Raw genomic sequence first — 20383 nt, 5'->3', positions numbered from 1 at the left:
CGAATGCGGTGGATCAGCCAAGTATCTGTTGGCTGGCACGCCGCTTTCGCGAGCAAGCCCGCTCCCACATTTGCGTTGTGTGTTTCTTTGAATCCGATGAGACCCGAAATTATTTTGGGTGGGTTTGTAACGGATCCCCCCCTCCTGTCTCTAGTGGTGCAAGCAGGCAATCAAGCCCGCCAACTCAACCCACTGCTGGAGATTCACCATGACCACCAAACTGTCCGCTGCCACCCTCGTCCTGGCCCTCGGTTCCGCCCTGAGCCTGTCCGCGCTGACCACCACCGCCCACGCCGCTGACGATATGCAGAAATGTTTCGGCGTCGCTGAAGCCGGTAAAAACGACTGTGCCGCAGGCGCTGGCACGTCCTGCGCTGGCACCTCGAAAACCAAGGACCAGGCCAACGCCTGGAAGCTGGTCCCCGCTGGCACCTGCACCCAAACCCCAAGCTCCACCTCGCCGACCGGTTTCGGCCAGGAAGCGGCCTTCACCGCCAAGTCCTGAAACCCTGGGCCGCCTGAGTACTGATGATGATTCTTTCATCCCTGCACCCCGCCTCCCAGGCTCAGGCGCCCGGCCTTCCGCGCCGGGCCGGGCTGGGGCTCAAGCACGAGCACTTGAGCGAAGTGCTTGAGACCACCCCCGACATCGGTTTTTTTGAAGTGCACGCCGAAAACTACATGGTCGCCGGCGGGCCCTTTCATCACTACCTGGGATTGATCCGCGCGCAGTACCCGCTGTCGTTGCACGGCGTGGGCCTATCCATCGGCGGCGAAGGCCCCCTGGACCCTGCGCACCTGGCACGCCTGGCCACGCTGATCGAGCGCTATCAACCCCAGTCCTTTTCCGAACACCTGGCCTGGTCGAGCCATGGCCCGGTGTTTCTCCATGACCTGCTGCCCCTGGCCTACGACGCCGCCACCCTCAAGCGTGTGTGCGAACATGTTGACCAGGTCCAAAGCGCGCTCAAGCGCCCGATGCTGCTGGAGAATCCGTCGACCTACCTGCAATTCCAGCGCTCGACCCTGGACGAGACCGACTTCATCAGCGAAATCGTCCGCCGCACCGGCTGTGGTTTGTTGCTGGACGTCAACAACGTCTACGTGTCGTGCATCAATCACCAGCGCGAGCCACTGGCCTACATAGACGCGTTACCGCTGCACGCCGTCGGTGAGATTCATCTGGCTGGTTTTGCCGAAGACACTGACAGTCTCGGCGAACGCCTACTGATCGATGATCACGGCGCGCCCATCGATAACGCCGTATGGCAGTTGTACGAAAGTGTACTGACACGCACCGGACCGGTCGCCACATTGATCGAACGCGACAATCAGGTACCGGCCTTCAGCGTGCTGCAAGCCGAAGCCCGGCACGCGGACTGGCACCTGTCGCAGGTCAGCCCATGAGCCTGCACGCCGATTTTGCCGCCGCCTTGCTGGCCCCCGAAGCGACCTGCCCCGACGGCCTGTTCAGCCGTAACGGCGCCGACCCCGCCAGCCGCTTCGCGGTGTATCGCAACAATGTACACAGCGCGTTGATCAACGCGCTGGCCACCGCGTACCCCGTGACCCTGCAACTGGTGGGCGACAGGTTTTTCCGCGCCATGGCCGGCCTCTACCTACAGAGCTGCCCACCCACCAGCCCGTTGATGTGCGAGTACGGCAGTACGCTCGCCGACTTCATCCAAGGTTTCGAACCGGCGGCCAGCGTGCCCTACCTGGCGGATATGGCACGGCTGGAACGCTTGCGGGTCTGCGCGTATCACGCGGCCGACCATGCGCCGCTGGCCCCTCAAGCGCTACTCCAGGCCCTGCAAGGCCAAGCCGACCTGGGGGCGCTGCGCGTGCAACTGCATCCGTCCGTGACCACGCTGGCTAGCGCGTATGCGCTGGTGGCGATGTGGGCTGCGCATCAGGCAGAGGGTGGCGTAGGCACCCTGGACCCCTGGCATGCCCAGAGTGCCCTGGTATTGCGCCAAGGCCTGGAGGTCAAGGTGTTCGCCATCGACCCTGGATCGCTGGCCTTTATCGACCGCCTGGGCCACGGCTTGCCTTTGCAGAGGGCCGTGGAGTGCGCCCTGGAGGCCAACGCTGAATTCGACCTGCACCAATGCCTGACGCTGCTGATCAGCCAACAGGCCATCATTCATTTGCATCTGGACCAAAAGGTATCGCCATGAACACCTCCGCACCGTGCCTGGTAAGACGGGTCATTCAACTATTCGAAAAAATCCCCTACAGCCTGATCGCCTTCATCGCACGGTTTTCCATCGCCGCGGTGTTCTGGAAATCCGGGCAAACCAAGGTCGAGGGCTTTGCCGTGGACCTGATCGGCGGCACCTTTGAGCTGGGTGAGCCACGCCTGGCCGCGTCGACCTTGCCGCTGTTTCGCAGCGAATACCACGTGCCGTTGCTGTCGCCGGAGGTGGCCGCACATATGGCGGCGTTTGCCGAGCATTTTTTCCCGGTGCTGATTCTGGTCGGGTTCGCCACGCGATTCTCGGCCCTGGCGCTGATCGGCATGACCCTGGTCATTCAGCTCTTCGTCTACCCGGACGCCTACCCGACCCACGGCACCTGGATCGCCGTGCTGTTGCTGCTGGTGGCCAAGGGACCGGGACGCTTGTCCATCGACCAGTTGATCGCCCGCCGCTACCACTAAAGCCGGTCGAGGGCCTCGCCGCTGCGCTTGAACCAGTCCACCAGGTAATCGGCCAACACTTGAGTGCGACGCGGCAGGCCGCCTTGATAGGGATGCACCAGGTACATCGGCATGCTCCGCGTCTGAAAGTCGCGCAGGAGCAAGCGCAAGCGCCCGTCAGCCAATTCCGCGGGTAAGACGTAGGACGGCAGACGGGCAATACCAGCCCCGACCAGCGCAGCCTTTTTCAACAGGTTGTAATGATTGGAGGCGAAGGTGCCACTGACCCGCACCCGCAATAATTCGTGCTGCTGGTGGTACAGCCACTCTTCGCGGCCGCTGTAGTGACTGTTGAGCAGGCAGGTGTGGCGGGCCAGATCCGCCGGGGTCTGCGGCTCGCCATGCTGCTCCAGGTAAGCCGGGCTGGCGCAGGTCATCTCATGCCAGGCCAGCAATGGCTTGGCCACCAGGCGCGCGTTTTCGATGGCACCGGAACGCACCCCCAAATCGAAGCCATCCCGCGCCAGATCGCGATAGTTGTTGTTCAGCTCCAGCTCGAGCTGAACTTGCGGGTACTGCTTGGAAAACTCCAGTAACAAGCCATCAAAGAAGGTTTCGCCCAACGACACCGGAACCGTCATACGCACCGGTCCGACAAGATCGTCTTTGAGCCGCGCCAATGCCTGACGGGCGCGGTCGACCTGGACCACCAGCGCCTGGGCCTGGGGCAGCAGCGCCGCGCCCGCCGCGGTGAGGCTGAGCTTGCGCGTGGTGCGATGCAGCAACACGACCGAGTACTGCGTTTCCAACTGGCTGATGCGCTTGGACAGTTGCCCCTTGCTACAGCCCAACTGCTCCGCCGCCACGGTGAAACTGCCGGCTTCGATCAACACGGCAAAGGCCGCCAGGTCATCCATCTCGCTCATGGATTGTTTCCAAAAGAAAACCAAAGGTTGCCTATTAGCACGTTTATCCAGGGAAAAAGCCACTCTAGACTGAACCCTCACTTACCCCCACTGGAGGAACAGCACCATGAAAATCCTATTGATTGGCGCCAGCGGTACCGTCGGCTCGGCAGTCAAGAGCGAACTGGCGCAGCGTCACGAAGTGATCAGCATCGGCCGCACCAGCGGTGACTTTCAGGTGGACATCAGCGACAGCGCCTCAATCCGCAAGCTGTTCGAGCAGACCGGCACGTTCGACGCGCTGGTCTGCGCCGCCGGCAGCGTGAAGTTCGCGGCACTGGGTGAAATGAGCGCCGCCGACTTTGAACTGGGCCTGCGCGACAAACTGATGGGCCAGGTCAACCTGCTGCTGATCGGCCGCGAGTACGCCAACGACGGCGCGTCGTTCACCTTTACCAGCGGCATCCTCAACCGCGACCCGATCCGCACGGGGGCATCGGCGGCGCTGGTCAACGGTGCGCTGGATGCGTTCGTCAAAGCAGCGGCAATCGAATTGCCACGGGGCCTGCGCGTCAATTCTGTAAGTCCTACGGTACTGGTGGAAGCGATGGGCAGCTACGCGCCTTACTTCCGCGGCTTCAAACCGGCGGCGGGGGCAGATGTGGCGTTGGCCTACGCCAAAAGCGTCGAGGGCTTGCAGACCGGTCAGACCTTTATCGTGGGCTGATCTTCACGTCTGTCAGAATCGCCTGAAGCTGGCAGGCGGGCTTGTGATGCGGCGCCAGCCTGCGTAACGTGGCGGCACTTGTCTGGAGACCCTCTATGCGTGCCGCTCGTACCCTTGCCCTGTTTGCCCTGCTCCCCCTGTTCGCCGCCTGCCAGATGTTCGAAGGCGAGCCGGCCAAGCCGTCGACTGCCGGCCTGACCCGCATGCAGGGCGAACTCACGGCGGTCAACGGCAAGCTGCTGTTCCAGCCGTGCAACGACCAACGCAACTACGTGGTCAACGACACCGGCGGCACCAGCGTCCTGCAGGAAGCCGCCTCCCTGGCCGGCCAGCAAGGCACTTTGTTCGCCGACCTGCGTGGCAAGTTCTCCGGCGTGGCCAGCGGCACCCAGGGCAGCGTCGACCTGCAACAGCTCTACCGCGTGGAGCGTTCGACCTCGGCCTGCAACGACCCGGACTTCAAGCGCATGATCCTGCGCGCCAACGGCCACAAGCCGGCCTGGGCGATGAATGTCACGGCCAAGGGCATGGTGCTGGAGCGCGAAGGCCAGCCGCCACTGGCGGTGCCGTATGTGGAAGAACAGATCGGCGATGGCCGTTTCAACCTGATGACCGAAGCCAACAACCAGCACGTCGAACTGTGGGTAGCCCCGCAACGTTGCGTGGACAGCGTCAGCGGCAGCCTGCAACACATGACCGCCGAATTGCGCGTCAACGGCCAGGTGCAACGCGGTTGCGCGGCGTTTGGCGGCTCGCGCGACGACTGACGCCGCCCTGGGCTGTTTTAACATGACGGAAAATGTCCATTGGGGCTTATAATCGCCGGTTTGCAAAACAGCCGGCCTCTTTGCCCGCCGCCTACCGGATCCCGTCATGCTACGAATCACCGAACTCAAGCTGCCCATCGACCATCCCGAAGAAGACCTGCGCCCTGCCATCGTGCAGCGCCTGGGCATCGCCAGTGATGACCTGCTCGATTTCACCCTGTTCAAACGCAGCTACGATGCACGCAAGAAATCATCGGAGCTGTGCTTCATCTACACCATCGACCTGGATGTCAAAGGCGAAGCCGCCCTGCTGCTCAAGTTCGCCGATGACCGCAACGTCAACCAGGCGCCGGACGTCAGCTACAAAGTGGTCGGCCAGGCGCCTGAAGGCCTGACGGAACGCCCGATCGTGGTCGGCTTTGGCCCGTGCGGTATCTTCGCCGGGCTGCTGCTGGCACAAATGGGCTTCAAGCCGATCATTCTTGAGCGCGGTCGCGAAGTGCGCCAGCGCACCAAGGACACCTGGGGCCTGTGGCGTAAGAATGTGCTGAACCCCGAGTCCAACGTGCAGTTCGGCGAAGGCGGCGCCGGGACCTTTTCCGACGGCAAGCTGTACAGCCAGATCAAGGACCCGAAATTCCACGGGCGTAAAGTCCTGCACGAATTCGTCAAGGCCGGTGCGCCGGAAGAGATCCTTTACGTCAGCAAGCCGCACATCGGTACATTCCGCCTGACCGGCGTGGTGGAAAACATGCGCGAGCAGATCATCGCCCTCGGCGGTGAAGTGCGTTTCGAGCAACGCGTCACCGATGTGCTGATCGAAGATGGCCAACTGCACGGCGTCGTCGTCGACGGCGGTGAGCAGATCCTTTCCAGGCACGTGATCCTGGCGCTCGGCCACAGTGCCCGCGACACCTTCCGCATGCTCCACGGCCGCGGTGTGTACATGGAAGCCAAGCCGTTCTCGGTGGGTTTCCGTATCGAACACCCGCAGTCGCTGATCGACGCGGCACGCCTGGGCAAATACGCTGGCCATCCAAAACTCGGCGCTGCGGACTACAAACTGGTGCACCACGCCAAGAACGGCCGCTCGGTCTACAGCTTCTGCATGTGCCCAGGCGGTACGGTGGTCGCTGCCACCTCCGAGCCGGGCCGCGTGGTGACCAACGGCATGAGCCAATACTCGCGTAACGAGCGCAATGCCAACTCCGGCATCGTGGTTGGCATTACGCCTGAGGTGGATTACCCGGGTGGACCGCTGGCGGGTATCGAGTTGCAGGAGCGTCTGGAGTCCCACGCCTACATCCTCGGCGGCAGCAACTATGAGGCCCCGGCGCAACTGGTGGGCGATTTCATCGCGGGTAAGCCATCCACGGCTATCGGTAGCGTGGAACCGTCCTACAAGCCGGGGGTAGCCCTGGGTGACCTGGCCCTGGCCCTGCCGGACTTCGCCATCGAAGCGATCCGCGAAGCACTGCCGGCGTTCGAGAAGCAGATCAAGGGCTACTCGCTGCACGATGCCGTGCTGACCGGGATCGAGACGCGCACGTCGTCGCCGTTGCGGATCACTCGTAATGAGTCGATGCAGAGCTTGAACGTCAAGGGCCTGTTCCCGGCCGGTGAAGGCGCGGGCTATGCCGGTGGGATTCTGTCGGCGGGTGTGGACGGGATTCGGATCGCCGAAGCGTTGGCGCGGGATATGTTGGGCCTCGAAGCCTGATAACTCGCTTATTTATTGAATGTGAGCGGGCTTGTGTGGGAGCGGGCTTGCTCGCGAAAGCGGTGGATCAGTTGAACAGTGTGTGACTGACACACCGCATTCGCGAGCAAGCCCGCTCCCACATTGGTTTTTGTGTTGAGTCAGATATTAGCGCGCAAGACGCTGGCCGGCAGCGGCTCGCCCCGCTCCACACTCGCCGCAACAGCCGCAATCAAGCCCTCCAATTGATAACCCTGCGTTTTAAGCCACGCCTGATCATAGTAAGTGGTGGCATACCGCTCTCCCCCGTCACACAAGATCGCCACGATCGACCCCGACTTGCCGGCTGCTTTCATCTGCAGCGCAGCCATCAACGCGCCGATCAAGTTAGTCCCACTGGACCCGCCGACCCGCCGCCCCAAGCGCGCGGCCAGGTAATGCATGGCCGCCAGCGATAATGCGTCTGGCACCTTGACCATCGCATCAATCACCTTGGGCAGAAACGACGCCTCGACCCGCGGCCGGCCAATGCCTTCGATGCGCGAACCACAGTCCAGGCGCAAACTGGCGTCGCCGCTCAAGTAGTAATCAAAAAACACTGAGCGCTCCGCATCGGCACACAGCACGCGGGTGCAATGCTGGCGATAACGCACGTAACGCCCCAGGGTTGCCGTGGTGCCGCCGGTACCGGGGCTGGAAATCAGCCAGCTCGGCTCTGGGTAATGCTCAAACCGCATCTGCTGGAAGATCGACTCGGCGATGTTGTTGTTCGCGCGCCAATCGGTGGCCCGTTCCGCGTAGGTGAACTGGTCCATGAAGTGACCACCACTTTCCTGCGCCAACCGTTCGGATTCGGCGTAGATCTGCGTCGGATCGTTCACCAGATGGCTCTTGCCACCGTAAAAGGCGATCTGCGCGATCTTTTCCTGGGAGGTGGTGGCCGGCATCACCGCGATAAACGGCAAGCCGAGCAGGCGGGCGAAGTAGGCTTCCGATATCGCCGTCGAACCGCTGGACGCCTCGATCACCGGTGCGCCCGGCTTCAACCAGCCATTGCACAGCGCATACAGGAACAGCGAACGCGCCAGACGATGCTTCAGGCTGCCGGTGGGGTGGCTGGACTCGTCCTTGAAGTACAACTCGACACCCGGCAAGCCGGGCAGCGGCAAGGGGATCAGGTGTGTGTCGGCGCTGCGCTGGAAGTCCGCTTCGATGATACGAATGGCTTCGCGGGCCCAGGGACGGTGATCGCTCATGAGGAGGTTCTCTAAGGATTTCACGCCCAATCTTAGGAGGTTTCCTACACTCCACACAGATACAGTACCGACTCAATTGGACACACAATTGCTAAGCTTTGGCGCACTGCCCTCCCAATCACTCTCTTATAACAAATAAGAATATAACTTTTGTTTTAACAACTAACGGTACGGGTTAGGGTAGCCACCTATTGAACCTGGATTGGAGAGCATCCCTTGCCTCTGCGTAGCACTTTCACCCGTTTCTTCCAGCTGGAGGCCGCCAGTGGCTTGCTGTTGATCGCCGCTGCCGCACTGGCGCTGATCATCAACAACTCGCCGTTGTCGCACCTCTACAACGCCTTTCTCGATGTGCCGGTGGTGGCACAGATCGGCGCACTGAAAATCGCCAAACCTGCACTGCTATGGATCAACGACGGCCTGATGGCGCTGTTCTTCCTGCTGATCGGCCTGGAGGTCAAGCGTGAGTTGCTTGACGGCCATCTGTCCAAGCCGTCCCAGGTGGTGCTGCCCGGCGCAGCCGCGATTGGCGGCATGGTCGTACCGGCGCTGATCTACTGGGCGATCAACAAGGACTACCCCGCCGCGCTGTCGGGCTGGGCGATCCCCATGGCCACCGACATCGCCTTCGCCCTCGGCGTACTGGCCCTGTTGGGCAAACGCGTGCCGGTGTCGCTCAAGCTGTTCCTGATGACCCTGGCGATCATCGACGACCTGGGCGCAATCATCGTGATTGCGGTGTTCTATTCCTCCGACCTGTCGGGCGCCGCACTGGCGGGCGCGGGCGCTTGCCTGATTGCATTGATCACGATGAATCGCCTCGGTGTGATCAAGCTTGGCCCGTACCTGATCATCGGGTTGATCCTGTGGGTTTGCGTGCTGAAAAGTGGTGTGCATGCCACCCTGGCCGGCGTGACATTGGCCTTCTGCATCCCGATGCGCACCAAGAATGCCGAGCCTTCGCCATTGATGACCCTGGAACACGCCCTGCACCCTTGGGTGGCCTACGGCATCCTGCCGCTGTTTGCGTTCGCCAACGCCGGTGTGTCCCTGGCCGGCGTCAGCCTGGAAAGCTTCACCCACCACGTACCGCTGGGCATTGCCGCCGGCCTGCTGATCGGCAAGACCGTCGGCGTGTTCGGCCTGACCTGGCTGGCCATCAAGACCGGCCTGGCCGCACTGCCCAGCGGCGCCAACTGGGGCCAGGTGTTTGGTGTGGCGATCCTGTGCGGCATCGGCTTTACCATGAGCCTGTTTGTCGGTTCCCTGGCGTTTGTGCCGGGTGCCAGTGAATTTGCCGGGGAAGACCGAATGGGGATTCTGACCGGGTCGATTCTGGCTGCGTGCATTGGCTATGCAATAACGGCGATGGCGAGTCGCAAGAAAGCATAACGAATGCAATGACTGTGGCGAGGGAGCTTGCTCCCTCGCCACATTTCCCTCCTGTTCCCATTCCCTCCTCAGATAAGACCTACATCGCCCCTGCTCGGCTTGCCATAACGTCGGCCCTCGTTATGCAGCACGCTAGGAGGGCACGATGGCAAATACCAAGGATACATTCCAAGTCTGGCGGTCCTACGGAACCGGCACCGGCGGTTATCGCATGCTTGAGCCCATGAACGAGGCCGAATTGGCGGCCCGTGCAGCGCGGCAAAAAGCCCACCAAACCCTGCTCGCCCGCCAGGAAGCCTATGAAAACAGCCGCCTGGCTGATCCGCACCCCGCCCCAACGCCCTTGATAGGCTGCGTTTTTACCAAGTCCTGCAACCTGCCGGACAGCATCATCGACTATCACGACCCCACCGGTTATGTGCCGCTTGATCGCCTTGAGGACTATGGCGAGTACGCGTTGCTGGGCGGTCGCGAGACCGACGAGTCTGGTGTGCTACCTCTCAAGAAAATCAGCGGCAGTGCTTTGCCGGCAGGCCTCGGAACGCTGGCGCTGGCCGGCACTGTTACAGGCTCAGTCGCCGCAGCCGGGGCAAGCACTGCCGGGGCAGCCTTCCTGACGGGCCTGGTGGGGCTGATCTGGCCCTCCAGTCTTGGCGACAGCGCGCTCTACACCGAAGAGCAACTGCGCTCCATGGCGAGAGCACGCACGCGGGTTCGCTTGCATGTCGAGCAACGGGAGGACGGCACGCTCAAGGGATACGCGTTCTACACAGGCAAAAATCGCGACTGGGAAATGGTCGATGTGGTGCAGTTTCAGTTGCAAGAGATGCAGTACATCGCCGACCTGGGTGACGGGATTGAACTGATCTGGACGCCTGCTGCAAATCCCGGTGACACCCTCGGCATCCCGGCGTTGCAAGCCGCGCCTTCGACACCGCATATATGGGTGTACCCGGCCAACGAGAAGGCCGCCAACATTATCGTCGACCCGATATATCCGCCGGACTACAAAGATTTCATCCTGGTGTTCCCGGCGGATTCGGGTGTTAGACCGCTGTATATCGTCGTCAGTTGGAAGTACGAGGACGCGCCTTATCACAGTAAAAAGGGGAATTCGGTTAAAAGTAAAAGGCCTGAAAACGGACTTGATTCACTTGATGCGTCGATAGAGGTGAACCCACCAAATTCGCGCCGCCGTATTGCGATCGATCCGCATACCAAAGAATTCGTAGTGATAGACCGTACCGAAGAGGGTTCGTATCACGCCCATGTAAGACCTTGGAGTGGATTGCGACAAGAAATGAAAAACGCCTTGATCAGAGCTGGTAAAACCAACCGCAAGGGAAAAATACTGGGAGAGACCAAATGACTATGCGATACCACGATCCATCATTGACCCATGATGAAGCAGTACAATATTTAGCCACTTCAGATGTGAGCAAAGTGACAGAAGCGTTGATTTCAATTGGGCTTGATGAAATGGACGGTGCATGGGCACAAGAAACCTGCCTCCAGTTTATCGAACATATTGAAGGTGACATTGCTGCCGCAGCTATTGTCGCTATCGGTCACATTGCACGTCGATTCGGCGAGGTAGATATGGAAAAAATCGCTCCCGCCTTTGAGCAAGCCAGGCGAAGAAGCCCTTCTTTGTCGGCGGCAGTAAATGATGCAATGGACGACATAGAAATGTTCACCTGAACCCCACCAAAAAGCCGCCTTGACCTGAACCAAGACGGCTCCGCCTCTCAGACCTTAAAGGTCATCAAAGCTGTCCCGCAGGAACTTCCAGACGTGATAAGCACGCAGGCCGTTCACTACGAGGTTCCACGTACGTCGTGCAAACTTGGACATACTCGGCCCTCCGTGAGTTGGGCCTTACCTCCAGCACACTTACCGGAACACGTGGGCCTTTGGATGCAGGTCGATGCATCTTTGAAGCCGCAAGCCCAGCCACTAACCGGGCTTGCAACAAAAACCCCCAACCGGTCACCCGATTGGGGGTTTTTCGTTTCTGCGACTAATTCTTAGCGAGTAACCCGGCTAGTCCCATCAACGGTCATGATGCGCACGCGGTCGCCAATGCGGAAGATTTCATTCTCCTGCACGGCCTGCACGTAGGCGCGCATGCTGCCGTCGTCTTCGCGGACGGTGATTTCCACGCCCTGGGTGCGGGTCAGGCCTTCTTCGGTGGCCGAGCCCAGCAGGCCGCCGGCAACTGCGCCGATCACCGCGGTCACGATACTGCCACGGCCGCCGCCGATGGCGCTGCCGCCAACGCCGCCGATGACTGCGCCGGCAGCACCGCCGATTGGGGTCTTGGTACCTTCGATTTTCACTGGGCGCAGGGATTCGATGGTGCCCATGCGAACGCTCTGTACACGACGCGCTTCGTCACGGGAGTACGAGTCGCCGGTCAGACTCGAAGCACAGCCACCCAGCAGAAGTGACAGGGTGGTGAAGCAGGCAACTAGTAAAACGGACTTACGCATAGCATCAACTCCAAAGGACAGGTGGTCATTAAACGCGGCAGCTTGGCGCCTGTCACGGCCCGCACCGCAAAAAATTGCTTTCATTCAGCCTGAGTACAGACTGCCAGTACCAGAAAACTCGACAAACGGTAGCCCAGCTCTTGTGCCAATAGATGTCACGACTGTTTCAACATTGTAGTCACGCAGCCGGATGCGGCCGAAGTCTGTGCAATAGAGACTTCGGCGCAACGGACAATATTCAGGTGAGGTGACGAAAGGTGACGCTCAGGGCGCCAGGCGCTCGCGGGTCCAGTCGGTCCCTTGCAGGCGATAGTTCAGGCGGTCGTGCAGGCGGCTGGCGCGGCCCTGCCAGAACTCGATGCGCTCGGGCAGCAGGCGATAACCGCCCCAGTGCTCGGGGCAGTCGGGCTGGGTATCGCTGAAACGCTGCTCGGTGGCCTTGAGCAAGTCCTGCAGTTCTTCACGGTCACGAATGACCTTGCTCTGCGGCGACGCCCACGCGCCCAAGCGGCTGCCCAATGGGCGGACCTGATAATAAGCGTCCGACTCCTCAGGCGTGACCTTGACCACCCGCCCCTCGATGCGAACCTGGCGCTCCAGGGTTGGCCAGAAGAAAGTCATCGCCGCGAACGGTCGCGCCGCGAGCTGTTCACCCTTGGCGCTCTGATAGTTGGTGAAGAAGGTAAAACCCTGGGCATCCAGGCCCTTGAGCAGCAGGATGCGGCAGTGCGGGCGCCCGTCCTGGTCAACCGTGGCCAGAGTCATGGCATTGGCTTCCACCGGCGGTTGCTCGGTTTTCACCGCATCGCCAAACCACTGGTGGAACAACGCAAACGGCTCGCTCGGGGCCTGCGCCTCGCTCAAACCATCCCGTGTGTAGTCACGGCGCATATCGGCCAGTGCCTGGGTCATGCGGTTTTATCCTTCTTTCAACAGATCAGTTTTTCGCCTGGTCGTTAGCCGGTGCAGCCGCCTTGGCTTTGGCTGGGGCCGCTTTCTTGGCAGCGGGTTTGGCCGGGGCTTTCTTGGCGGCGGGCTTGGCAGCGGCTTTCTTCGCGGCAGGCGCCTTTTTCGCCGGGGTCTTGGCGGCCGGAGCAGGTGCTGGAACGTCCTGCACCGCAACCATCTCAGCCACTGGCGGGGTCTTGCCCGAGTTGTACTTGCTCAGCAAGGCCAACATAGTTGTACGCTGAGTGAACATAATTTCCATGCGACGGTTCAGCGCACGGCCCTGGGAGCTGTCGTTGGCGGCACGTGGCATCAGGTCACCCATGCCGCGCAGCATCAGGCGGTCCTGCTTCAGGCCGCTGAGGCTGAAGATCGATGCGATCGACTGTGCACGTTCCTTGCTCAACGCCTGGCTCGCCGGTGCAGTGCCGGTGGCGTCGACGTGGCCCAGGACCAGTACGGCGGTCTTTGGATCGGCTTCAACAGCCTTGGCGACGCGGGTGAACGGGCCCAGGGTGACCGGCAGCAACATCGACGGACGTTTCGGGTTGTAGGAACCGTCCACCGGGGCGATCACGACCAGTACGTTGTCACGACGTTCCAGTTGCAGGTTGCTGTCCTTGATCGCAGCACGCAGGCGCGGCTCATAGTCGTCCAACCAGGCCTGGGTGATTTTCGGGTCAGGCATTGGGATATTGGTCACGTCGACCTTGGCCAGGGGCTTTGGCTTGCTTTCGAACGGCCACCACCAATGGGTTTCGCTCTCTGCCTTGGCGACAGCTGGCGCGGCGGCAGGTGCAGGGGTAGCAGCCTTGAGGTCGGCTTTCAAGTCAGCGGCCTTGGCGTCGGCGGCAGCCTTGGCGTCCGGCTTGGCGTCCGGCTTGGCGTCGACCTTGGTCACTGCGTCCTTGGCAGCCGTTTTATCCGATCCAAATGACCACCAATGCCCACCGTCGGCATCATTTTGTGGAGTTTGTGCACAGCCGGTAATAGTGAGGCAAAGCGCGAGTGCCAAGGACTTGTTCGATAACATGAGGTATCCACAAAATGAGAAAAAACCAGGGGTCTCGAGGACCCGTTAAACAGACGCCAGGATAAGAATAAAGTTACATACTTTCCGTCAGCGTCTTCTTATAGTTGCCTTTGTAACAAAAAAACGTGAAACAGCAAGGGGTTTACAGACAACCGGCCAATATTCCGACCAACTTCTGTGCACGTGGGTCCATAAGTACATAAGGCCCCAATGTATTAGTCACGAAACCAAACGCTACATCATGCTCCGGATCGGCGAAGCCCACCGAACCACCCGCGCCAGGATGCCCGAACGCACGCGGGCCAAGGCCGAAGGTGGCATTCGGCAGTTGCGGTTGATCCAACATGCAGCCCAGGCCAAAACGGGTTTGTGTCAATAATGTTTTATCCGGCCCGATACTGTGTTCACGGGTCAACTCTTCAAGCATGTCGCTTTCGAGCAAACTACCGTCCAACAAACCGCTATAAAAACCCGCCAGGCTGCGCGCATTACCGTGACCATTTGCCGCCGGCTGCTGCATGCGTCGCCATTCAGGTTTATTAGTGCTGGTCAGAATAGACGGAGGATTGGCAAATGCCCGCGTAGTCATTGCAGTCGGTTCACGCATCATTACTTGCAGTAACCGTTGCGCGGCGGCATCGCCCATATTGCCTTTGCTGCGCGCTATATGCGCAACACGATAAAACTCTTCATCCGCCAGGCCTACGTGGAAGTCCAAGCCCAGTGGCCGTGCAACCCGCGCCACGATGGACTCCCCTGGCCCGCGCCCGTCGGCACGCCGCAACAGCTCGCCGACCAGCCAGCCATAGGTGATCGCCTCGTAGCCATGTCCTTGGCCCGGTGTCCACCACGGGGCCTCGGCCGCCAGGGTGTCGACCATTAATTGCCAGTCGTACAACGCCTCGGCGGGTAGCATCTCGCGGATCGCAGGCAACCCGGCCTGATGGCAGAGCAACTGGCGCAAGGTGATGGCTTCTTTGCCCGCCGCCGCAAATTCCGGCCAGTAGTCGGCCACGGGCGCATCCAGCTTCAGCTTGCCCTCGGCCACCAATTGCAGGGCCGTGACGGCGGTGAAGGTCTTGGTGCAGGAGAACAGGTTGACGATGGTGTCGCTGTGCCACGCCTCGGCACCGTCCTTGTCGGCGGTGCCGGCCCACAGGTCGACGACGGTTTCGCCGCCGACCTGGATGCACAGCCCGGCGCCACGCTCCTGGGGGTCATCGAACAACGCGGCGAACGCTTCACGTACCGCTTCGAACTGGAGCTCGTAATGACCCTGAATCTGCACCTAAGCCCCCTCGGAAAACGCCGTAAAAAGTGGCCGACATTGTTCCAGTCATTCCAGGATTTGGGAACCCGTCAACGCTGAATCAATGACCATTTCCAGCATGCCCGCCGGCATGTCCGGCGCCTTTGCCGTCACCGCCCGAGCGACCGCTTGCATGCTCATGCGCCGCGCTGGCCGCCTTGGCTTTTTCCGCCTCCTTGCCCAACTGCTCGACGGCCGCCAGGTTGCTCTTGCGCACGCTGTCGACAAAGCCCTGGAACGGCACATCGGTGATGCCGACCAGCCCGAAGTGGCCGTTTTCAGCGTCCAGCAGACGCCCGGTCACCGGCTGATCCAGGTACTGGAACCAGTGCACGCCAATAATCGACGGCTCGGCCATGGCCTGCTTGAGGAAGTTGGCGTACGCCGCGCCGCGATCTTCCTCCCTGGCCAATTGGGTCACGCCGCCCCAGAACGGCCCACGGTCCGCCGAGCCGAAGTTGAATTCGGTGATCAGCACGGGTTTGTCCAACGCGCGCAGAGCCGCGAAGTCATAACCGTCCTGGGGTTTGAGGGTGTACATGTTGAAACTCAGCACATCGCAATACTGGGCGCACGACGCCACCGCTTCCGGAGTGCTCACCGCGTAGCGCCCGCCCAGTAGCAACTGGTTCGGCGCGTGCCATTTCAGCGCATCGGAGATGGTCTTGAAGTAGGCGTCGGCGAAGGTCTTCTGGAAATACTTGAAGTCGGCCTCGATTTCCGGGTGCTCGGCATTCGGCATCGGCGCTTCGAAACCCGGGTCTTCCATCAACTCCCAACCCGCCACATGAACGCCCCAGGCTTTCGACAGGCCGTCCTCGTTACGATACTTGTCGCGCAATTGCTTGAGGAACGCGCGTTTGGCCGGCACATCGGTGGTCATGCGCAAAGTGCCGTAGGCCAGGGCGTAACGGGACTTCGGATCATCGCCAGGACCGGCCCAGGCCAATTCATTGTCGGCGAAATAGCCGATCAACCATGGGTCATCACGGTGATCGCGGGCGGCAATGGCCACGGCGCGTTCGGTGGCCATGGCGAAGCGCGGATCAAACGGGTCGGGCATGCCGCCCCACCAGTCGGTGCCGGTGCTGATACTGGCGTAGTCGCCGACAATTGATAGCGGCAAGGTGTACGGCACGCGGTCGGCGCGGGCCAGCGCTTCGTCACTCCAGTTGCCCACAGTGTTGAAACCCCAGGCTTGCAGGCGATCGAGGGTGTGGCTGACCCAACGCTTGTGGTCGAACCCCTCACCGCCATAGGTACGTTGCAGGTTGGCGCCGTAGAAGTCGTACCAGCGCCCGGCACCATAGCTGCGCCCTTCGCCGGCCCCATTGCCGGTGCGGTTATCGCCGCTGCCGTAGTAGTTATCCAACGGCTCGCCGGCCTTGGGTAACGCCGCGAACATCCATTCACGACCGGATACGTAGGTCTGGCTGTTATCCGGGGCCACGGTATTGACGCCCAACGAGTAGAACGGATGGCCTTGCGGCGTCACCAGATACCAGCGACCATCGCGCTTCTCGGTGCGGAAAAAACCGCTGGCCTCGAACGCCGGGCCTTTGTTCCAGCCGCCGTACGGGTCCAGTGCGGATTTATCCCGCGAGGCCAACCAGCCCTGGAGCTGTTGCTGCTCCCTGGCGGCAGCGGCCTTGAGTTGTTCGTCGCTGCCAACCTTCTCCGGCCAGCGCGCACGGGTGGACTGACCATACGCATCCACCAGCTCGCTGTAGGCAGCCTTGATCACCGGCTCGCTGTCCTGCACGCCAAAGCGCTCCAACAGGATGCTCTGGGCCGCGCTGGGCTTGAGCATCGACAAGGTCACCGAAACCACCTGGCTGCGGTCGACTTCGCCAAAACTGCCGCCGAGCAACACGCGTTGGCCGTCCACGGTGATCGGCATCGGCGGGCCAGCCTTCATGCCCTGGCTCAACGGTGAGTTGGCTTGCAACGGGATCAGCAAGGTCTGCGCCGGACCCGCCGGCAGGTCGATGCGGCTGCGCAAGATCTTGCCGTCCGCGCTCTGCACTTTGACGTATAGGGTCAGCGCCCAGTCCATCGCACTCTGGATGCGCAGGCTCATGGCGCCGGACTGCGACCAGTCCCAGACGCCGCTCTGCGGGCTGAGCACCAGGCTCGGTTCGGCGGCCGGGTTGAAGGTGATGCGGCGCAACACCTCGCCTTTAGGGGTTTGTTCGGCGTTGTATTGCGGCAGGCTGGCGTCCTGGGTCGCCACCTTGACCACATCGGCAGGCCGGACGAAATTGAACAGGGTCTGTTGCCCGGCAGGCGCGGCCATCAAGGGCGCGGCGAACAACAGGGCAAATAGAGCGGGCAGCGTGCGAATCATACAGACAAGGTTCTCCCAGACGGCCGATGAATGGCCTGATGAAATACAGTGAGATAGACCACGGAGTGGGCAAAATCGCCCACGGCGGCTTAAGAAATTTCGCGCCTGAATGGCGGCAAGGCATTCAGGATAGCCTTGCCATAGCGCTGGGTGACCAAACGACGGTCGAGCAAGGTGATGGTGCCCCGGTCCTGTTCGGTACGCAGCAAGCGCCCGCAGGCCTGGACCAGCTTCAAGGAAGCGTCCGGCACCGAGATTTCCATGAACGGATTACCGCCCCGCGCTTCGATCCATTCAGCCAACGCCGCCTCGACCGGATCATCCGGCACCGAGAACGGGATCTTGGCGATCACCACGTGTTCGCAGTAGGCGCCCGGCAAGTCCACGCCTTCGGCAAAGCTGGCCAGGCCGAACAGCACGCTGGAGTCGCCGCCATCCACCCGCGCCTTGTGCTTGTTCAGGGTTTCCTGCTTGGACAGGTTGCCCTGGATAAACACCTGCTTGCGCCAGTCGCGGTCGAGACCGTCGAACACGTCCTGCATCTGTTTGCGTGACGAGAACAGCACCAGGGTGCCGCGCGAACCTTCCACCAGCTCCGGCAGGTCGCGGATGATCGCCGCGGTGTGCGCTGCGGCGTCCCGCGGGTCGGCCTTGAGGTCGGGCACTCGCAGCACACCGGCGTCGGCATGATGGAACGGGCTGGGCACCACGGCGGTGACGGCCTTTTTCGGCAGGCCGGCGCGCATGCGGAAGCGGTCGAAGGTGCCCAGGGCCGTCAGCGTGGCGGAGGTCACCAGGCAGCCGTAGGCCACGTTCCACAGATTGCGACGCAGCATTTCGGCGGCGAGGATCGGGCTGGCGTTGACCTCGATGTCAAACAGCGCACCGCTTTCCGACAGGGTCAGCCAGCGGGCCATGGGCGGGTTGTCTTCCGGGTCTTCGACGGTGAAGGCGGTCCACAACTCCCAGTTGCCTTGGGCGCGGGACAGCAGGCTGCCGAACAGCGGATACCATTCCTCGGCCTGGTTGCTGGCGATGCCGATGTTGACCTCGCCGTCCATGCCTTCCTTGAGCAAATCGGTGAGACGGGTAAACAGGTCGGTCAGGCGCGAAAAACCCTTCTTCAACTCGATGCCCATTTCGCGCATATGTTCGGGGATCAAGCCGCCGACGAAACGGTGACGTGGGCGCTCACGGCCTTCCACATCTTCGCCGGGCTTGAAGTCGGCGACCTGCTCGCAGGCGCTGAACATGAATTGCTGCTGGGTCTTGATCTCCCGCGCCAGCTCCGGCACTTGTTCGATCAGCTTGCCGAGGTCGCCGGGCAGTGGGTGCTGGGCCAGCAACTTGGTGAGGTTCTTCGCGGTGCTTTCCAGCCAATCGGCGGTGGATCGCAGGCGCGTGTAATGGGCGAAGTGACCGATGGCCTTGTCCGGCAGGTGATGGCCTTCGTCGAAGACGTAGAGCGTGTCACGCGGATCGGGCAATACGGCACCGCCGCCCAGGGCCAGGTCAGCCAGCACCATGTCGTGGTTGGTGACGATCACATCGACCTTGCCCATGCCCTCGCGGGCCTTGTAGAAGGCGCATTGGCCGAAGTTGGGGCAATGGCGGTTGGTGCATTGGCTGTGGTCGGTGGTCAGGCGCGCCCAGTCGGAGTCTTCCAGGGCGGTGGGCCAGCTGTCGCGGTCGCCGTCCCATTTGTTGCCGGCCAGTTTCTCGATCATGCTGGTGAACAGCTTCTGGCTGACCTCATCCACCTCGATCTTGAAGCCTTCTTCTTCGAACAACGACGCGGTGGCGGTTTGCGCGTGGCCTTCCTGCAACAACACGTCGAGCTTGGACAGGCACATGTAGCGGCCACGGCCCTTGGCCAGGGCGAAGGTGAAGTTCAGGCCGCTGTTGCGCATCAGGTCGGGCAGGTCTTTGTAGACGATCTGCTCTTGCAGGGCCACGGTGGCGGTGGCAATCACCAGGCGCTTGCCGGCGGCCTTGGCGGTCGGGATCGCGGCCAGGCTGTAGGCCACGGTCTTGCCCGTACCGGTGCCGGCTTCGACGGCCACGACCGCGGGCTCACCTTCGCGGCGACCTTCGTCGTCGGTGTCGATATCCCCGAGGACCTTGGCCACTTCGGCGATCATCAGGCGTTGGCCGTAGCGCGGTTTCAAGCTCTTGGCTTCGAGAAAACGCGAGTAGGCGCCCTGGATCGTGGTTTTGAGTTCAGTGCTGATCATGGATAGTCGGGCGCAAAAAAACGCTGGATAAATTTTCAGTGGTTCGGATCGGCCGCTATCATACCCCGCTAATGAATCCCGCGCAGAACGGAGTACCGCAATGACCGCGTTTAGCCTCGCCTACACCCTGCATGTATTGGCCGCCCTGATCTGGGTCGGCGGCATGTTTTTCGCCTGGATGATCCTGCGCCCCGCCGCCGGGGCGGCACTTGAGGGCCCTGCCCGGCTCACGCTGTGGGCAAATGTGTTTCAACGTTTTTTTGTGTGGGTATGGGTCGCGGTGGCGATTTTGCCGATCAGCGGCATTGGCTTGCTGCACCTGCGCTTCAGCGGGTTTGAGACTGCGCCGCGTTATGTGCAGGTGATGATGGGCCTGTATCTGGTGATGACGGCGTTGTTTATCCGCATTCAGGCGTTGAAGTTCCCGGAACTGCGCGCGGCGGTGGCGGCGCAGGACTGGCCGGTGGGGGCGGCGGTGCTGGGGCAGATTCGCCGGTTGGTAGGCATCAATTTGATTGTGGGATTGGTAACAGTGGCAATCGCCTCAGCCCGACCAATGCTCTGAGCTTGTAGTGAGCGGGCTTGCCCCGCGCTGGGTGGCGAAGCCACCCCAACCGGTACGCCGCGGTGTTT

The 20383-nt window shown here is 61.5% G+C and carries 19 protein-coding genes; 11 read left to right on the top strand and 8 right to left on the bottom strand.

Annotated elements, in window-relative coordinates; translation table 11 throughout:
• Positions 1-208: 208 nt before the first annotated feature.
• From PSH81_RS06730 to PSH81_RS06715, 4 genes are read left to right on the top strand one after another with little or no spacing between them, the layout of a single operon-like run.
• Positions 209-505: a DUF2282 domain-containing protein gene (locus PSH81_RS06730; RefSeq protein WP_024073886.1), complete on the top strand. Its 297-nt coding sequence runs from the start codon at positions 209-211 to the stop codon at positions 503-505.
• Positions 506-528: 23 nt separating this feature from the next.
• Positions 529-1407, top strand: coding sequence for a DUF692 domain-containing protein (locus PSH81_RS06725; RefSeq protein WP_192299301.1), 879 nt, complete (start codon positions 529-531; stop codon positions 1405-1407).
• Positions 1404-2180, top strand: coding sequence for a DUF2063 domain-containing protein (locus PSH81_RS06720; RefSeq protein ID WP_305392207.1), 777 nt, complete (start codon positions 1404-1406; stop codon positions 2178-2180). The genes PSH81_RS06725 and PSH81_RS06720 overlap by 4 nt, the downstream gene beginning before the upstream one ends.
• Positions 2177-2662: a DoxX family protein gene (locus tag PSH81_RS06715; protein WP_226457697.1), complete on the top strand. Its 486-nt coding sequence runs from the start codon at positions 2177-2179 to the stop codon at positions 2660-2662. The genes PSH81_RS06720 and PSH81_RS06715 overlap by 4 nt, the downstream gene beginning before the upstream one ends.
• On the opposite strand, the gene PSH81_RS06710 is transcribed toward PSH81_RS06715, so the two are convergent.
• Positions 2659-3567, bottom strand: coding sequence for a LysR family transcriptional regulator (locus PSH81_RS06710; protein ID WP_192299304.1), 909 nt, complete (start codon positions 3565-3567; stop codon positions 2659-2661). The genes PSH81_RS06715 and PSH81_RS06710 overlap by 4 nt on opposite strands.
• Positions 3568-3673: 106 nt before the next feature.
• Between PSH81_RS06710 and PSH81_RS06705 the strand changes: the two genes are divergently transcribed.
• From PSH81_RS06705 to PSH81_RS06695, 3 genes are all read left to right on the top strand, one after another.
• On the top strand, positions 3674-4273 hold the full coding sequence (locus PSH81_RS06705; protein ID WP_305392206.1) for a short chain dehydrogenase: 600 nt from the start codon (positions 3674-3676) through the stop codon (positions 4271-4273).
• 95 nt (positions 4274-4368) lie between these two features.
• Positions 4369-5040, top strand: a complete 672-nt coding sequence (locus PSH81_RS06700; protein WP_226457694.1) for a COG3650 family protein — start codon at positions 4369-4371, stop codon at positions 5038-5040.
• Between the two features lie 106 nt (positions 5041-5146).
• Entirely contained in the window at positions 5147-6760 is a 1614-nt protein-coding gene (locus PSH81_RS06695) for an NAD(P)/FAD-dependent oxidoreductase (protein ID WP_226457693.1), read from the top strand.
• 140 nt (positions 6761-6900) lie between these two features.
• On the opposite strand, the gene PSH81_RS06690 is transcribed toward PSH81_RS06695, so the two are convergent.
• Positions 6901-7995, bottom strand: coding sequence for a PLP-dependent cysteine synthase family protein (locus PSH81_RS06690; RefSeq protein ID WP_226457692.1), 1095 nt, complete (start codon positions 7993-7995; stop codon positions 6901-6903).
• 216 nt (positions 7996-8211) lie between these two features.
• Here PSH81_RS06690 and nhaA point away from each other — a divergent pair, with 216 nt between their 5' ends.
• The 3 genes from nhaA (at position 8212) to PSH81_RS06675 (ending at position 11088) form a co-directional block, all read left to right on the top strand.
• Positions 8212-9387 (top strand): Na+/H+ antiporter NhaA, encoded by a 1176-nt coding sequence (nhaA, locus tag PSH81_RS06685; RefSeq protein WP_226457691.1) that lies wholly within the window; start codon positions 8212-8214, stop codon positions 9385-9387.
• Positions 9388-9532: 145 nt separating this feature from the next.
• The gene (locus PSH81_RS06680) at positions 9533-10756 is read left to right on the top strand and encodes an S-type pyocin domain-containing protein (protein WP_226457690.1); all 1224 of its coding nucleotides are present in this window, start codon (positions 9533-9535) and stop codon (positions 10754-10756) included.
• Positions 10753-11088 (top strand): hypothetical protein, encoded by a 336-nt coding sequence (locus PSH81_RS06675; RefSeq protein WP_226457689.1) that lies wholly within the window; start codon positions 10753-10755, stop codon positions 11086-11088. The genes PSH81_RS06680 and PSH81_RS06675 overlap by 4 nt, the downstream gene beginning before the upstream one ends.
• 326 nt (positions 11089-11414) lie before the next feature.
• Here PSH81_RS06675 and PSH81_RS06670 read toward each other — a convergent pair whose 3' ends face one another.
• From PSH81_RS06670 to dinG, 6 genes are all read right to left on the bottom strand, one after another.
• A complete protein-coding gene (locus PSH81_RS06670) occupies positions 11415-11879 on the bottom strand; it encodes a glycine zipper 2TM domain-containing protein (protein ID WP_026136695.1) in 465 nt (154 codons plus the stop codon).
• A 264-nt stretch (positions 11880-12143) separates the two neighbouring features.
• Entirely contained in the window at positions 12144-12791 is a 648-nt protein-coding gene (gene pdxH / locus PSH81_RS06665; RefSeq protein ID WP_226457688.1) for a pyridoxamine 5'-phosphate oxidase, read from the bottom strand.
• Positions 12792-12816: 25 nt separating this feature from the next.
• Positions 12817-13860, bottom strand: coding sequence for an OmpA family protein (locus tag PSH81_RS06660; RefSeq protein ID WP_305392205.1), 1044 nt, complete (start codon positions 13858-13860; stop codon positions 12817-12819).
• Positions 13861-14002: 142 nt separating this feature from the next.
• Positions 14003-15148, bottom strand: coding sequence for a serine hydrolase domain-containing protein (locus tag PSH81_RS06655; RefSeq protein ID WP_305392204.1), 1146 nt, complete (start codon positions 15146-15148; stop codon positions 14003-14005).
• 82 nt (positions 15149-15230) lie between these two features.
• The gene (locus PSH81_RS06650; RefSeq protein ID WP_305392203.1) at positions 15231-17516 is read right to left on the bottom strand and encodes a beta-galactosidase; all 2286 of its coding nucleotides are present in this window, start codon (positions 17514-17516) and stop codon (positions 15231-15233) included.
• Between the two features lie 89 nt (positions 17517-17605).
• The gene (dinG, locus tag PSH81_RS06645; RefSeq protein ID WP_135288038.1) at positions 17606-19750 is read right to left on the bottom strand and encodes an ATP-dependent DNA helicase DinG; all 2145 of its coding nucleotides are present in this window, start codon (positions 19748-19750) and stop codon (positions 17606-17608) included.
• A gap of 100 nt (positions 19751-19850) precedes the next feature.
• Between dinG and PSH81_RS06640 the strand changes: the two genes are divergently transcribed.
• Positions 19851-20315, top strand: coding sequence for a CopD family protein (locus PSH81_RS06640; RefSeq protein WP_305392202.1), 465 nt, complete (start codon positions 19851-19853; stop codon positions 20313-20315).
• Positions 20316-20383 lie beyond the last annotated feature (68 nt).

The sequence above is a fragment of the Pseudomonas sp. FP2335 genome, from assembly GCF_030687535.1.
In the GTDB taxonomy this organism is placed as follows: Bacteria; Pseudomonadota; Gammaproteobacteria; order Pseudomonadales; family Pseudomonadaceae; genus Aquipseudomonas.
This window is presented reverse-complemented; position numbering and strand designations above follow the sequence as displayed.

Excerpts from the sequence above, each read along its gene's own strand:
- PSH81_RS06730 (WP_024073886.1), top strand. The coding sequence starts at position 209 with ATGACCACCAAACTGTCCGCTGCCACCCTCGTCCTGGCCCTCGGTTCC.
- PSH81_RS06725 (WP_192299301.1), top strand. The coding sequence starts at position 529 with ATGATGATTCTTTCATCCCTGCACCCCGCCTCCCAGGCTCAGGCGCCC.
- PSH81_RS06720 (WP_305392207.1), top strand. The coding sequence starts at position 1,404 with ATGAGCCTGCACGCCGATTTTGCCGCCGCCTTGCTGGCCCCCGAAGCG.
- PSH81_RS06715 (WP_226457697.1), top strand. The coding sequence starts at position 2,177 with ATGAACACCTCCGCACCGTGCCTGGTAAGACGGGTCATTCAACTATTC.
- PSH81_RS06710 (WP_192299304.1), bottom strand. The coding sequence starts at position 3,567 with ATGAGCGAGATGGATGACCTGGCGGCCTTTGCCGTGTTGATCGAAGCC.
- PSH81_RS06705 (WP_305392206.1), top strand. The coding sequence starts at position 3,674 with ATGAAAATCCTATTGATTGGCGCCAGCGGTACCGTCGGCTCGGCAGTC.
- PSH81_RS06700 (WP_226457694.1), top strand. The coding sequence starts at position 4,369 with ATGCGTGCCGCTCGTACCCTTGCCCTGTTTGCCCTGCTCCCCCTGTTC.
- PSH81_RS06695 (WP_226457693.1), top strand. The coding sequence starts at position 5,147 with ATGCTACGAATCACCGAACTCAAGCTGCCCATCGACCATCCCGAAGAA.
- PSH81_RS06690 (WP_226457692.1), bottom strand. The coding sequence starts at position 7,995 with ATGAGCGATCACCGTCCCTGGGCCCGCGAAGCCATTCGTATCATCGAA.
- PSH81_RS06680 (WP_226457690.1), top strand. The coding sequence starts at position 9,533 with ATGGCAAATACCAAGGATACATTCCAAGTCTGGCGGTCCTACGGAACC.
- PSH81_RS06675 (WP_226457689.1), top strand. The coding sequence starts at position 10,753 with ATGACTATGCGATACCACGATCCATCATTGACCCATGATGAAGCAGTA.
- PSH81_RS06670 (WP_026136695.1), bottom strand. The coding sequence starts at position 11,879 with ATGCGTAAGTCCGTTTTACTAGTTGCCTGCTTCACCACCCTGTCACTT.
- pdxH (WP_226457688.1), bottom strand. The coding sequence starts at position 12,791 with ATGACCCAGGCACTGGCCGATATGCGCCGTGACTACACACGGGATGGT.
- PSH81_RS06660 (WP_305392205.1), bottom strand. The coding sequence starts at position 13,860 with ATGTTATCGAACAAGTCCTTGGCACTCGCGCTTTGCCTCACTATTACC.
- PSH81_RS06650 (WP_305392203.1), bottom strand. The coding sequence starts at position 17,516 with ATGATTCGCACGCTGCCCGCTCTATTTGCCCTGTTGTTCGCCGCGCCC.
- dinG (WP_135288038.1), bottom strand. The coding sequence starts at position 19,750 with ATGATCAGCACTGAACTCAAAACCACGATCCAGGGCGCCTACTCGCGT.
- PSH81_RS06640 (WP_305392202.1), top strand. The coding sequence starts at position 19,851 with ATGACCGCGTTTAGCCTCGCCTACACCCTGCATGTATTGGCCGCCCTG.